Genomic DNA, 12692 nt, shown 5'->3' on the forward strand with positions numbered 1-12692 from the left:
GAAAAAAGGCCATCAATGAGATGGCCTTTTTTCTATAAATCAGAGTTTTTATATACCCTATACATTCGAAAGAATCCGTAGGCGATTAAAACTCCTCCAAGAGCATAACTTACACCGGGTTCAAGTTTGGTTACAAACCATTGTTCCTTTATCACAAAGAAACCGATTAGCATGTATATCAAACCCATAACCACATTGAGGATTACTTTTGTGAATCTCCAAAGTTTGTTATGATCTATTTTTTCTGGCATTACTCTAATTGATAGAATACTGGCATGGTAAACCATACCCTTACGTTTTTACCGTTTTGACGACCCGGATTCCATTTTGGCATTGACTTGATTACTCGAATTGCTTCTTCATCACATCCAAAACCGATACCCTTTAGAACGTCAATTTTACCGATTGAGCCATCTTTCTCAACAACGAATTTTACGAAAACACGTCCTGATACGTTGGCTCTTTGAGCGGCTGCAGGGTACTTGATATTATTACCAATGTACTTATACATTTCTGAGGTTCCACCCGGGAACTCAGGTTGCTGCTCAACAGCGGTAAAGATTTCCTCTTCTTTTGGTTTGCCAAGACCTGCTGGCTTGGTAACTGCCGGAGGAGGAGGTGGTGGTGGTGTAAATACGTCAACGACTTCTTCACCTTCCACATCTTCATTAGAGATCACCGCTTTTTCTACCTCTTCCAATGTTGGAGGTGGCTCTTCTATTTCTACCTCTTCATCAGCTTTTGGCTCAGGAGGTAGGAATTGCACCTGCTTGATCTCCGGCGGAGGTGGTGGCGGCTCTTCTTCTGGTGGAGGAGGAGGTGGCGGTGGTTCTTCTTCATCTACCTCTTCTTCCAGAGCAGATAAGTCAATGTCAACTACCTCTATATCATCTTTTTCAAGGTTTGGAGCAATAAATGTGTTAAAGCCCCAGGCTCCTCCTAGAATCAATAAAGATGCACCAACACCGTAAATAGCTGCTCTTTTCAAATACTTGGAGTAATTCTTTCTCAAGAAGTAGGCACCATACTCTTTGTTTCTTTTCTCAAAGATGATGTCATCCAAGCTTGTTATGCTATTTTTGTTAGGATCCATTTTTTCTATGAATTAAAATCCTGTTTAATAATTACTCTTCCGGCATTGGTTTGCCGATCTTCGTATAGTAGGCTTCTTTCTCCACTTTCTGGAGGTCTACTACCGCTTTTTTATCACTTTCCGTAATTGCCATTTCATCCAGGATATCTACCGCATTTTTCCATGTGGCATCATCAGTAGGCTTAATAATCACGGTCCAGTTCTCTGGTGTAATCGCTCCTGCCTTTTTCGTCAGAATGGCTTTTCTGATTCCATCAGCAGAATAGTCTGTTTCGTTCAAATCCTCTGCAGTTACCTCTTTGAGAGGAACCTGATACCAGAACACTCTGTCGTCTTCACCAAGAAGGATTGTGATCGTATTGGATACTTTCACATCAACCTGCTCCTGCTCTTCAGGTGGTTTGTCATCCTTTTTTGGAGTCGCAAAGCCCATAATGTTAGGCTTACTAAATGTAGTGGTATAGATAAAGAAAGTAATTAGTAGGAAACCCAAATCCACCATTGGTGTCATGTCGGGTTTACCGGCTTTCTTAGGACCACCTTTTACTACTACCTCTGCCATTATTGCTTCTCGATTTTAGTGATTAACTGGAACTTGTTCAAATCGGCTCTTCCAAACTCATCAAATAAGTTTTTCAACGCAGGGTATGGAGTATTACCATCACCACGTACCGCAATTTTGGAACCTGCGAAAGTTTCACCGTACGTTTTAACCCAATCCACTAATTCAGAATCTGTAGAATCTAATGGAATACCTTCTAATTCTACTTTTACACGCTGAGCTTCGCTAAGGTTAACGTAATTTTTCAATTGCTTCATAGGAACACCCACTTCAGCAAGTGAAGTAAAGGCTACCATTTCTGCATTTGTTAGTCCAAGATTATACTTGTCACTAAGAGCTTTGGCGAAATCATCTCTTTGAGTAGCATCAGTGATACCGAAGTAATATTTACCATCAGTATCAATAGACACCATACAAACATCTGTTTCCGGGATAAGCTCCTCTGATATAGACGATGGGGTTTCAATGGTTACTGTTTCTTCACTCTTAAATGAACTAGCCATGATAAAGAATGTCAATAACAGGAAGGCCACATCACACATCGCCGTCATGTCCATTGAAGGACCATGTCTTTTTGGTTTTACAGCTGCCATAATTCTTTAATTGATGTTTAAAGTTAAACAATAATTTTTTAAAACTAAAAAATTAGTTGATTAATTATTTGCAGAGAATGTTTGCTGCAAGCTCATACCGATCTCGTCGATCTTGTATGTTAAACCATCAATTTTAGAAGTAAACAGGTTGTACATAATGATCGCAACAGCAGATGTACCGATACCAAGACCAGTGTTGATCAAGGCTTCTGCAATACCCGTTGCAAGTTCAGCAGCATCAGGAGCTCCACCACCTTCACCAATAGCAAAGAATGAACGGATCATACCAAGTACTGTACCTAGTAGGGCGATCAACGTTGATACTGAACCAAGGGTTGAAAGAATAGAAAGGTTTTTCTCAAGCATTGGAAGTTCAAGAGATGTAGCTTCATCCACTTCTTTCTGAAGAGCAGCAAGCTTCTGATCTTTCGAGAATTCTTTCTCGTTCACCAACTCGTTGTACTTTTGAAGAGCTGTTTTCGCTACGTTTCCAACAGTACCTTTCTGCTTGTCGCACTCTTTGATAGCTTCATCAAGGTTACCAGCAGATACCATAGAACGAATTTTATTAACGAAAACGTCAAGGTTTCCTTTACCGCCAGACTTGCCGATAGTAATGAAACGCTCGATTGAGAAAACGATTGTTGTCAAAAGACAAGTAATAAGGATCGGTACAATGATACCACCCTTATAGATGATTCCCATGAAGTTTGTTGGGTGACCTTGGTCGTCAAAGTTGCTTGGAGATCCCAGAATGAAACTGTAAATCAGAATACCTAGAATAAGGAGTAGAAAAATAATCAATCCTGATCCCAGACCTCCTGACTTTTTTTGAGTTGCTGCTTTTTTGTTTGCCGGCTTAGCCGCTGGAGCAGTAGTCTTCTTTTCCATTAGATTAGAAATTTTTAGGGTTTTTGATAAACTAAAAAATATGAAATAATTAATTGAGTTCGTTCTGAGAGTTGTCTTTGCCTGTTCCCGGCCACAAATTCTCCAACAAAATCTCGGCAATTCTAAGGAAAATACCTTAGAACCAAAAACATTTACAATGCCTTTTTTTTATACCAAATTATATTTTGTTGTACTTTTCAAATAAGTTCAGGTTGCAAACAATTATGGCCTTCTGTATCCGTTATTCGCATTTTTTTTGATTCTTGTCTCGTTATCAGGCCATTTGAAATTTCTCAATTGATAGATTGTCTGATGTTTATGCCGAATGGTATATTGAAAGCATAAAATGATCTAATCTTTTTGGTCGATTATGAGTCTGTGATCAAGGTTGGCTACTTCCCAAGCTGTCCTGAAGATATGTTGGGTGATTTTGGAGTATTTGGGGAAGAGTATTTTCTCGATATCATCTTCGGGTTTATGATAATCCTCGTGAACACCCGTGAAATAGAAGATTACGGGTATGCCGTTTTTGGCAAAATTGTAATGATCTGACCGATAATAAAAGCGGTTGGGGTCTTTCTCATCATTATAGGTATAATCCAATTCAAAGTTGAGGTATTTATGATTGACTGCTTCGTTAATTTCATGCAGCTCATATGATATTTTGTCCGCACCTATAATGTATATGTATTCGTCGTCTTTATGATGATCATCTTTTCTGCCGATCATATCAATGTTTAAATTACAAACCAGCTGGTCTAAGGGTATGGCAGGCGATATGTCGGTGAAGTATTTTGAGCCGAGTAGCCCTTTCTCTTCGCCTGCGACGAGCATAAATAGGATACTTCTTTCCGGGCCATGTCCTGCGGCTTTGGCCATTGAAAATGCATCAGCCAACTCTAAGACAGCTGAAGTGCCAGATCCATCATCATCTGCTCCGTTATGGATGTTGCCGTCTTTGTCAATTCCCAGATGATCATAGTGGGCAGTTATAACCACAACCTCATCTTTTTTGCTTTTTCCCTCCAGAAACCCCACAACATTCATGGTTTTTCTCTTTTCATATCCTGTTGGTAGTTCGGCATCTGCAGTCAATAGCCTTTGACGTTTGTCTTTAACGGCGACATCAAACCATTGAAAATAAGATAGGTTGTCTTCTACTTTGACAATTCTTTCCAGTCCTAACTTCTCAAAATGATCGGCAATATACCGGGCGGCTAAATATTGTCCCTTTGTAGCCGTTTCACGGCCTTCAAGCTCATCTGAGGCCAGATAGCTGAGGTGTTTCCTCAGGTCGTCCTGAGTGATGGTTTGGGCGTATTCGTCCGAAAGTGTTTGGCTGATAGAAATGTATGGAATAACAAAGAATAAAATGGAGTAAATAAGTCCCTTTAGCTTCACGTGATTAGGTAATTGCATTATTTGATTAACAAGTTTTATTTTCCCTAAACGTACAAACATTTTGCTTTAGGTTGCAAAGCTGATTCCTTACTTTTGTTCCACGATTTCAATATACTACTTACCCGTATTACAATATGATTCTAGACCTTACTGCCCGTGAGAAATTTGAAGAAAGACATCACGGAAAAAGGGAGTCAAATCTGAAGGCAATGCTTCAGACAGTTTCGGCCAATGATATTGATCAATTGATAAACGAAACTGTTCCTGCCGGAATCAGACTGAAAAATAAACTCAATTTGCCGGAGGCTCTAACTGAAAATGAGTTTTTAAATGAATTTAGAAAGCTGGCTGACCAGAATAAAGTATTCAAGTCTTTTATTGGTCTAGGTTATTATGAGACGCGGCTGCCAAGTGTGATTTTGAGAAATATTCTTGAAAATCCGGCCTGGTATACTGCTTATACGCCATATCAGGCGGAGATTGCTCAAGGCAGGCTGGAAATGCTCTTTAATTTCCAGACCATGATTTCTGAACTTACAGGAATGGAGTTGGCCAACGCATCTCTTTTAGATGAAGGTACAGCTGCCGCTGAAGCAATGAGCATGTTCTACGGCAGCAGAAAAGGGGCAAAGAAGAAAACGGCCGAGACATTTTTGGTTTCAGATCAGTGTTTTGCTCAAACCATTGATATTGTCATAGGAAGAGCTAATTCTTTTGGAATTCAGGTCAAAGTGGTGTCAGAAGAAGAAATTGAGTTTTCCGAAGATGTTTTCGGTATTCTTCTCCAAAATCCGGGTAAAGACGGTCATATAAAGGATTATTCTGAACTGATTTCAGAAGCCAAATCTTCGGATGTTCAGGTAGCGGTGGCCGCAGACCTAATGTCACTGGTGCTTTTCAAGCCGGCCGGTGAAATGGGAGCAGACGCCGTGTTGGGAACCACTCAACGTTTTGGCGTACCAATGGGTCTTGGCGGACCGCATGCAGCCTTCTTCGCTACCAGAGAGGAGTATAAGAGACAACTTCCAGGCAGAATCATTGGACTTTCAAAAGATGCGGAAGGCAATGATGCCTATCGCATGGCTCTGCAAACACGTGAGCAGCATATCAGAAGAGAGAAGGCAACTTCCAATATCTGTACTTCTCAGGTTTTACTGGCTGTTATTTCTGCTGCCTACGGACTTTATCACGGGCCGGCCGGATTAAAAAGAATAGCAGGCAGAATTCATGGGTTAACCAGATTCTTTGCTAATTCGGTTCAAGGACTTGATTTTCAGGTTAATCATCATGATTTCTTTGACACAGTTTCCGTAAATGTACCTGATGCTGAACAGCTTGCAAAAATTGCTCATGGAAAGGAAATCAACATTCGGGTAGTGGACCATGACACAGTTTGTGTAAGTTTTGACGAAAACAAAACTTTGGATGATGTTGCAGAGCTTCTTGAAATATTTGCCGAAGCCCGAGGGGAGCGGGTTTTGATGAATCTGAAAGGCGAGGTGGAAGCAGAGTTTCCAATGGGGCTTAAAAGAGAATCAGACTTTATGACTCATCCGGTTTTCTCGATACATCATACCGAGCATGAAATGTTGAGGTATTTGAAAAGCCTCGAAAATAAAGACCTATCACTCGTTCATTCCATGATTTCGCTGGGTAGCTGTACCATGAAGCTGAATGCAACCACTGAGATGATGCCGATTACATGGCCTGAGTTTGCCAATTTGCACCCTTTTGCTCCTGCAGATCAAACCGAAGGTTATCATTTACTATTCAAAAATCTTCAGAATTGGTTAGGTGAAATCACTGGATTTGACGCTGTTTCATTGCAGCCAAACTCAGGGGCTCAGGGTGAATACGCTGGTTTGATGGTCATCAGAGCTTATCATGAAAGCAGAGGAGATTCGCAAAGAAACGTGGCTTTGATTCCCTCATCTGCTCATGGGACAAATCCAGCTTCTGCTGTCATGGCGGGTATGAAGGTAGTTGTTACAGCTTGTGACGAGTTTGGAAATATTGATATTGATGACTTGAGAGCTAAGGCTAAACAATATGCTGATGAGCTCTCATGTCTGATGGTAACTTACCCTTCAACTCATGGTGTTTTTGAGGAGGGTATACGCGATATCTGTAATCTTATTCATGATTTTGGTGGGCGAGTTTATATGGATGGTGCCAATATGAACGCACAGGTTGGCTTAACCTCTCCGGCTGCAATTGGAGCCGACGTTTGCCACCTGAACCTTCACAAAACTTTCTGTATTCCTCATGGAGGTGGTGGCCCTGGTATGGGACCTATTGGTGTGGTGAAAGATTTAGCTCCATTCCTTCCCGGACATGTTGAAATGAAAAACAAGAAGCATGTAGAGCCTGGTTCTGATTCATATTCATTTGGGTCAATTCATGCCATTTCCGCAGCACCTTGGGGCAGTGCTGGAATCCTTCCGATTTCTTATGCATACATTGCGATGATGGGAGCGGATGGGCTAACCAATGCCACAAAAAATGCCATTTTGAACGCCAACTATATAAAGTCAAGGTTAGGAGGTGAATTCAAGATTTTGTATTCAGGAGCCAATGGTCGCTGTGCCCATGAGATGATCGTTGACTGTCGCGAATTCAAAACTTCGGCCGGAGTTGAAGTAGAAGATATTGCAAAAAGGCTAATTGACTATGGGTTTCATTCGCCGACGGTATCTTTCCCGGTGGCAGGTACATTGATGATAGAACCTACTGAATCTGAGTCAAAAGAGGAACTGGATCGTTTTTGTGATGCTTTGATAGCTATCAGAGGTGAAATCAGAGAAATAGAGGAAGGTAAGGCTGAAAAAGAGAATAATGTTTTGGTCAATGCCCCTCACAGCATGAGAGTGGTGTTAAGTTCAGAGTGGGATAGACCCTATTCCCGTGAAAAGGCAGCTTTCCCGCTTGAACATTTGAGATTTAATAAATTCTGGCCGGCGGTGAGTCGAATAGATTCTGCCTATGGTGATAGAAATCTGGTATGTGCCTGTCTGCCGACAGAGGCCTATGCAGAAGCTTAATTGAATGATAAGCTACAGCAAAGAAGAAGCAAAACAAAAAATGAACGAGCTGGGAAAGGCTGAAACTCCTTTCCTTTTTATTCTTGATTTTGAGCTTCAAAAACCTGTAGTTATTCCGCTTCATGCGGTTGATAATCAAGAAATCCGGTATTCCATGGATGATCATTTCCTGGAGAACCGGAATTTTTTTTCAAAGGCTTCTGAGGAGCCTCAAGCTTTGAAACTTGGGAAAACTCCCCTGAGTTTTGAGGCTTTTGAGAAAGCTTTTTCTGTTGTTCATGATAACCTGCAAAGGGGGAATAGCTTTTTGACTAACCTCACGGCTGAAACGCCAATCAGCATCAATTGGTGGCTGGAGTCTGTTTTTCAACATTGTGCTGCCAAGTACAAATTGTTTGTCAAAGACAATTTCATGTGTTTTTCACCGGAGACCTTTGTTCAGGTCAATGAAACGGGGAAAATTTCTTCTTTCCCCATGAAAGGCACTATTGACGCCCAGATTCCCAATGCGGCTTCAACCATTTTAGCCGATAAAAAAGAGAAATACGAGCACACCACCATCGTAGATCTGATCAGAAATGACCTTAATAAAATAGCTGACAAAGTGTGGGTGGAGCGTTTCCGGTATATTGATAAAATCAAAAAAGCCGATGGCAAAGAGTTACTTCAGGTGAGTTCTGAGGTTTGCGGGCAATTGCCGGAGAACTGGAAATGCTGTATTGGCCAATTGATTTTTAACCTTTTGCCGGCAGGCTCAATTTCCGGAGCTCCAAAGCCTAAAACTGTTGAGATTATTCAAGAGGCTGAAAAACTGACTTATGAATCAGGCGAGCGTGGTTATTACACTGGCGTTTTTGGTGTTTTTGACGGGTCAAAACTCAACTCTGCCGTAATGATTCGTTATATTGAACAGAGAGGCGAGAGCTTATTTTTCAAAAGTGGGGGTGGAATCACTTGGCGAAGCGATCCTCAAAAAGAGTATGAAGAATTAATCAGCAAAATTTATGTCCCTGTACTTTGAGACCATAAAATATCAGCGAGGCGAATTCTTTCTTTTGGATTACCATGAGGATCGTTTAAACCGAACCCGCTTTTCTCAATTGGGCGAGAAAAATGGTATTTCCCTATCTGCGGTGTTGAGTGATCCGCCAGAAGATAATCAACTTTACCGCTGCCGTGTGAGCTATGGCCAAAACATAATTAAAGTTGAATATTTTCCGTACTCGATTGCTGAACATCAAACAATTGGTTTTCAGGAAGTCGGAGGCTACACTTATTATTTTAAAGCTGAAAATCGTGTTTTTTTGAACGAAAGTGTGGCTCAGTCAGGTCAATCTGATGTCATTTTTTTGAAAGGGGGGCAATTGACGGATGCGAGCTACAGTAATCTTGTTTTCTTTGACGGTAAAAGCTGGCTGACGCCGGAAACCTATCTTTTAAATGGTGTGAAAAGGCAGTTTCTACTGCATCAGAAACTGATCAAAGAAGCGGAAATTAGATTGGATAACATCCATGATTTCTCAAAAATAGCTCTGATTAATGCGATGCGTGATTTTGAGCTGGTTTATGATTTTGAGTTAAGGAATGGGTTAATTCATCTAACTTTAGCTCAATGAAATCCCTGCTATTTTTACTCTTCTTTTCTTCTTTCAGCCTCTTGGCTCAAGAACGATATTATTTTTTTTCGGGTGATATCAACAATGACTCTCAGCTTCAAAATGCCCTGAATTCTACTCAGTATATTGAAGTGGATATGGATTCCGGTGAGCTGAATGGAGTGTTTAATTCTAACAAATTTAAAGCTTGGTATGATATCAAAAACACTTCAAGTGGTTTTGTAAAAGGTTTTAATTACACTCTGGTTTTGGGGTATTTGCAGCGAGATGTTGTCAATTCTTCGGGTTTTAACGAACTCACTAACGGATTGGCTCGAGCAAACCGTTTTTACTTCTATCCCGATGTTCTGGCTGCACCCAGGTGGCATTTTATTGAAATAATGATTCCGGATTCTCCGAAGCTTGTCTTTGTCAGAAAACACTAGCAGACCATTTCAAAGATTTGGTTTCAATTAATCTAGCTGTATATTTGCCTATCATTTCAAAAACAGATAATCATCTGTTACAATTTTGGATTGATTTATAAAGACGAGGGGAGAGAATAGGCTCTTTGAACCTCGGGCAACCTGTCAAAACTTTTGTATAAGGTGCCAATACCTACCCCCTGTGCCATAACGGCCTTTGGGACTTATAAACCGATCGATAGCAAACATTAAACATCGTTTTGGTTTATTCCGACTAACGGAAACGTACGTCTGATGTTCAGACTACGTATTTGACCATTTTAAAATTTTTGTACAACAATGTCTGATTTGAAATTTGAAACCTTGCAATTACATGCAGGTCAGGAAGTGGACCCAACCACCAACTCGAGAGCGGTGCCTATTTATCAAACGACGGCCTACCAGTTTAATAACTCTGAGCACGGAGCTAATCTGTTTGCTCTGAAGGAGTTCGGGAATATTTATACCCGAATCATGAACCCTACGAATGACGTTTTTGAGAAAAGAGTGGCTGCACTTGAAGGTGGTGTTGCAGCTTTGGCAACAGCCTCAGGCCATTCCGCTCAGTTTTTGGCAATCAATAATGTTACTACTGTTGGCGACAATTTTGTGACCAGTTCATACCTATACGGAGGTTCTTTTAACCAGTTCAAAAACTCCTTTAAAAACATCGGAGTAGAAGCTCGTTTTGCCAAAGGAAATGATCTGGCCAGTTTTGAATCACTGATTGATGATAAAACGAAGTTATTATATGTAGAGACTATTGGAAACCCAGGCCTGACTACTCCTGATTTTGAAGGTTTGGCGGCCTTGGCTAAAAAATATGATTTACCTCTTTTCGTGGATAATACTTTTGGAGCCGGTGGCTCTATTTGCCAGCCTATTAAATATGGAGCTAATGTGGTCGTAGAATCGGCTACAAAATGGATAGGTGGGCATGGTACCTCAATGGGAGGTGTTATTGTAGATGCCGGAACTTTCAATTGGGGTAATGGAAAATATCCTCAATTCACCGAGCCTTCTGCCAGTTATAACGGGTTGGTATTAAATGATGTATTCGGTGTTGGAGGACCTTTTGGTAATATCCAATTCATCATCAGATGCAGAGTAGAAGGTTTGAGAGATTGGGGGCCTGCTCAGTCGCCTTTTAATTCATTTATGCTTCTTCAGGGTTTAGAAACGCTCTCATTAAGAGTGGAAAGAACCTGTGAAAATGCCTTGGCTTTGGCCAAATGGCTCGAGTCACACCCTGAAGTGGAGTCTGTTAGTTACCCGGGTCTTGAGAGTCATCCTACGCATGATCTGGCGAAGAAATATTTAACCAGAGGTTTCGGTGGTGTTTTATCTTTCAATTTAAAAGGGGACAGGGCCAAAGCCGAGAAGTTTGTAAATTCTCTTGAGCTTATCTCTCATTTGGCAAACGTTGGTGATGCTAAAACCCTTATCATACATCCGGCAAGCACTACGCACTCTCAACTGAATGAAACTGAGCAAAAAGCGGCCGGTGTGGAACCGAGTCAACTTAGAATATCTGTGGGTATAGAGCATATTGAGGATATCAAGGCTGATATCAATAAAGCTTTAGGTTAATTATTTGAAGATTAGAAAGCAGGGCTTCTTCTGGAAGCTCTGCCCTTTTATATGTTACAGTATCACGATTTTACCCATCGCCAGCCTTTAAAATTGGAAAACGGGGAGTTTTTACCGGAGGTTACCCTTGCTTACAGCACCTACGGAAAACTGAATGACGATAAATCTAACGTTATTTGGGTGTGCCATGCCTTTACAGGTAATGCTAATCCATCTGACTGGTGGAATGGCTTAATTGGCGAAAACCGCCATTTTAATCCTGAGCAATATTTTGTGGTATGCATGAATGTGCCGGGTTCTCATTATGGGAGTACAAATCCATTAAGTGTCAATCCGGAGACGGGTCAACCTTACTTCCATACTTTCCCGATGCTGACCATCCGTGATGTGGTTAACTGTTTGGAGATTTTGCGGCAGCACCTTGAAATTGACAAAATCCATACGCTGATGGGTGGCTCATTGGGCGGCCAGCAAGCTGTGGAATGGGCCGTTTCAAATCCTGGCCTTCATGAAAGGTTGATTTTGTTTTCAACCAATGCGGTGCATTCTCCTTGGGGAATTGCTTTTAATGAAAGCCAACGTATGGCTATTGAGAATGACCCAAGCTGGCAAAATAATGACGCTAAAGCAGGTATGGAAGGGATGAAAGTTGCCCGATCAATCGCCTTACTTTCTTACCGTAATTATCAGACGTATAACCGCACCCAATCTCGTGACGAGGGGCAGATCGACTTTTTTAGAGCCAATACTTATCAGAATTATCAGGGAGAAAAAATTCAGCGGAGGTTCAATGCTTTTTCCTATTGGGTGCTCAGCAAAATGTTTGACTCGCATGATGTCGGCCGTGAACGGGGAGGAATTGAGAAAGCACTCGCCGGTGTGAAAGCAAAAACCTTGGTGATTGGGATTACCTCTGATATGCTTTTTCCTCCACAGGAGCAGGCTTTAATTGCCAGTTGCATACCTGATGCTCAATACGTTGAGATTGATTCAGACTATGGGCACGATGGTTTCCTGATTGAATTTGAGGAAATGACACAAGCCATTACGAGTTGGGAGAAGCAGAACGCATAGAGCTCAATTTCGCATTCATGATTTGACCCAGTTCAAGAGCCTTTGATTTTAGAATTTCTGTATTTTCTCCCTTAAAAAGCTCATCGGCAGATCTGAACCAATGGGCCAGCCATCGCTCAAACAGCTCGGTCGTGATGGGGTAGCTCATGTTTTTCTCAATATGAGCCCACATTAATCCACCTTGGTAAGAACCTGTTCTGAAAAGCCAGTTATCCCAGAAGTTATAAGTGCGTTCAAGATGCCTCTCAAACTGCTCTTTTGGCATCTTAAATACCGGTGCCATCTTTTCATCCTGGTGAACGTAACTATAAAAAGTATCGACAAGAAGTTTTACATCTTCTCTTGATTCTATATCTCTCATAAAATTAAGGGCACCCTCGGCACTCTT

At 41.3% G+C, this 12692-nt stretch carries 12 protein-coding genes, 1 pseudogene and 1 riboswitch; of the genes and pseudogenes, 6 read left to right on the plus strand and 7 right to left on the minus strand.

What is annotated here, in order from left to right; translation table 11 throughout:
- Positions 1–32 precede the first annotated feature (32 nt).
- The 6 genes and pseudogenes from AFM12_RS16780 to AFM12_RS16805 form a co-directional block, all read right to left on the minus strand.
- Positions 33–251 carry a hypothetical protein gene (locus AFM12_RS16780; RefSeq protein WP_055150617.1) on the minus strand — a complete coding sequence of 73 codons (219 nt, stop codon included), beginning with the start codon at positions 249–251 and terminating at the stop codon, positions 33–35.
- A complete protein-coding gene (locus AFM12_RS16785) occupies positions 251–1093 on the minus strand; it encodes an energy transducer TonB (RefSeq protein ID WP_055150620.1) in 843 nt (280 codons plus the stop codon). The genes AFM12_RS16780 and AFM12_RS16785 overlap by 1 nt, the downstream gene beginning before the upstream one ends.
- Positions 1094–1124: 31 nt before the next feature.
- Positions 1125–1655, minus strand: coding sequence for an ExbD/TolR family protein (locus AFM12_RS16790; protein WP_055150623.1), 531 nt, complete (start codon positions 1653–1655; stop codon positions 1125–1127).
- Positions 1655–2248: an ExbD/TolR family protein gene (locus AFM12_RS16795; protein WP_055150626.1), complete on the minus strand. Its 594-nt coding sequence runs from the start codon at positions 2246–2248 to the stop codon at positions 1655–1657. The genes AFM12_RS16790 and AFM12_RS16795 overlap by 1 nt, the downstream gene beginning before the upstream one ends.
- Positions 2249–2308: 60 nt before the next feature.
- Positions 2309–3139: a MotA/TolQ/ExbB proton channel family protein gene (locus AFM12_RS16800; protein ID WP_055150629.1), complete on the minus strand. Its 831-nt coding sequence runs from the start codon at positions 3137–3139 to the stop codon at positions 2309–2311.
- 351 nt (positions 3140–3490) lie between these two features.
- Positions 3491–4201, minus strand: a pseudogene (locus tag AFM12_RS16805) (M28 family peptidase); the annotation flags it as partial.
- Positions 4202–4674: 473 nt separating this feature from the next.
- Here AFM12_RS16805 and gcvP point away from each other — a divergent pair.
- From gcvP to AFM12_RS16835, 6 genes are all read left to right on the plus strand, one after another.
- Positions 4675–7581 carry an aminomethyl-transferring glycine dehydrogenase gene (gcvP, locus tag AFM12_RS16810; RefSeq protein ID WP_055150634.1) on the plus strand — a complete coding sequence of 969 codons (2907 nt, stop codon included), beginning with the start codon at positions 4675–4677 and terminating at the stop codon, positions 7579–7581.
- A gap of 4 nt (positions 7582–7585) precedes the next feature.
- Positions 7586–8602: an aminodeoxychorismate synthase component I gene (locus AFM12_RS16815; protein ID WP_082391396.1), complete on the plus strand. Its 1017-nt coding sequence runs from the start codon at positions 7586–7588 to the stop codon at positions 8600–8602.
- Entirely contained in the window at positions 8586–9197 is a 612-nt protein-coding gene (locus AFM12_RS16820) for an aminotransferase class IV (protein WP_055150637.1), read from the plus strand. The genes AFM12_RS16815 and AFM12_RS16820 overlap by 17 nt, the downstream gene beginning before the upstream one ends.
- Complete coding sequence (locus tag AFM12_RS16825; protein WP_055150640.1) at positions 9194–9622, plus strand: hypothetical protein; 429 nt, start codon at positions 9194–9196, stop codon at positions 9620–9622. Before AFM12_RS16820 ends, AFM12_RS16825 begins: the two co-directional genes overlap by 4 nt.
- A 92-nt stretch (positions 9623–9714) precedes the next feature.
- Positions 9715–9834, plus strand: a riboswitch (SAM riboswitch).
- Between the two features lie 106 nt (positions 9835–9940).
- Positions 9941–11230, plus strand: a complete 1290-nt coding sequence (locus tag AFM12_RS16830) for an O-acetylhomoserine aminocarboxypropyltransferase/cysteine synthase family protein (protein ID WP_055150643.1) — start codon at positions 9941–9943, stop codon at positions 11228–11230.
- Between the two features lie 51 nt (positions 11231–11281).
- Positions 11282–12304: a homoserine O-acetyltransferase family protein gene (locus tag AFM12_RS16835; RefSeq protein WP_055150646.1), complete on the plus strand. Its 1023-nt coding sequence runs from the start codon at positions 11282–11284 to the stop codon at positions 12302–12304.
- On the opposite strand, the gene AFM12_RS16840 is transcribed toward AFM12_RS16835, so the two are convergent.
- Positions 12276–12665, minus strand: a complete 390-nt coding sequence (locus tag AFM12_RS16840) for a group III truncated hemoglobin (RefSeq protein WP_055150649.1) — start codon at positions 12663–12665, stop codon at positions 12276–12278. The genes AFM12_RS16835 and AFM12_RS16840 overlap by 29 nt on opposite strands.
- Positions 12666–12692 lie beyond the last annotated feature (27 nt).

The organism is Jiulongibacter sediminis (assembly GCF_001306455.1).
GTDB lineage: Bacteria > Bacteroidota > Bacteroidia > Cytophagales > Spirosomataceae > Jiulongibacter > Jiulongibacter sediminis.

Excerpts from the sequence above, each read along its gene's own strand:
- AFM12_RS16780 (WP_055150617.1), bottom strand. The coding sequence starts at position 251 with ATGCCAGAAAAAATAGATCATAACAAACTTTGGAGATTCACAAAAGTA.
- AFM12_RS16785 (WP_055150620.1), bottom strand. The coding sequence starts at position 1,093 with ATGGATCCTAACAAAAATAGCATAACAAGCTTGGATGACATCATCTTT.
- AFM12_RS16790 (WP_055150623.1), bottom strand. The coding sequence starts at position 1,655 with ATGGCAGAGGTAGTAGTAAAAGGTGGTCCTAAGAAAGCCGGTAAACCC.
- AFM12_RS16795 (WP_055150626.1), bottom strand. The coding sequence starts at position 2,248 with ATGGCAGCTGTAAAACCAAAAAGACATGGTCCTTCAATGGACATGACG.
- AFM12_RS16800 (WP_055150629.1), bottom strand. The coding sequence starts at position 3,139 with ATGGAAAAGAAGACTACTGCTCCAGCGGCTAAGCCGGCAAACAAAAAA.
- gcvP (WP_055150634.1), top strand. The coding sequence starts at position 4,675 with ATGATTCTAGACCTTACTGCCCGTGAGAAATTTGAAGAAAGACATCAC.
- AFM12_RS16815 (WP_082391396.1), top strand. The coding sequence starts at position 7,586 with ATGATAAGCTACAGCAAAGAAGAAGCAAAACAAAAAATGAACGAGCTG.
- AFM12_RS16820 (WP_055150637.1), top strand. The coding sequence starts at position 8,586 with ATGTCCCTGTACTTTGAGACCATAAAATATCAGCGAGGCGAATTCTTT.
- AFM12_RS16825 (WP_055150640.1), top strand. The coding sequence starts at position 9,194 with ATGAAATCCCTGCTATTTTTACTCTTCTTTTCTTCTTTCAGCCTCTTG.
- AFM12_RS16830 (WP_055150643.1), top strand. The coding sequence starts at position 9,941 with ATGTCTGATTTGAAATTTGAAACCTTGCAATTACATGCAGGTCAGGAA.
- AFM12_RS16835 (WP_055150646.1), top strand. The coding sequence starts at position 11,282 with ATGTTACAGTATCACGATTTTACCCATCGCCAGCCTTTAAAATTGGAA.
- AFM12_RS16840 (WP_055150649.1), bottom strand. The coding sequence starts at position 12,665 with ATGAGAGATATAGAATCAAGAGAAGATGTAAAACTTCTTGTCGATACT.